Source organism: Salinimicrobium oceani, from assembly GCF_012037645.1.
Window position 1 is genome coordinate 1 of the sequence record NZ_JAAVJR010001010.1, and the last position, 374, is coordinate 374.

The following is a 374-nucleotide window of genomic DNA, read 5'->3' on the forward strand; positions in this document are numbered from 1 at the left end:
AGAAGGCTATGAAAATCTCATTTTCCGTAGCTCTTCTCAACTGGATCTTACGCAACAGCAGGCAGTCCAGGATTTTTTTAAAGAGGAAAAGCCGGATTTCGTATTTCTCGCTGCTGCAAAGGTAGGCGGGATCATGGCCAACAATACCTATAGAGGACAGTTTCTGTATGAGAACCTCATGATCCAGAATAACGTCATCCACCAAAGTTATGTGCAGGGAGTAAAAAAACTCTTGTTTCTGGCTTCTTCCTGTATCTATCCAAAAATGGCTCCGCAGCCTATTAAAGAGCACTACCTGCTCAGCGGGAAGCTGGAGCCTACCAATGAGCCTTATGCCATAGCAAAGATCGCCGGACTCAAATTGTGCGAGAATT

General features: G+C 44.9%; 1 protein-coding gene. It reads left to right on the plus strand.

The features are described from left to right. Positions 1–374 (plus strand): NAD-dependent epimerase/dehydratase family protein (locus tag HC175_RS20515; RefSeq protein ID WP_168139877.1); only part of this gene is annotated, 374 nt, incomplete at both ends.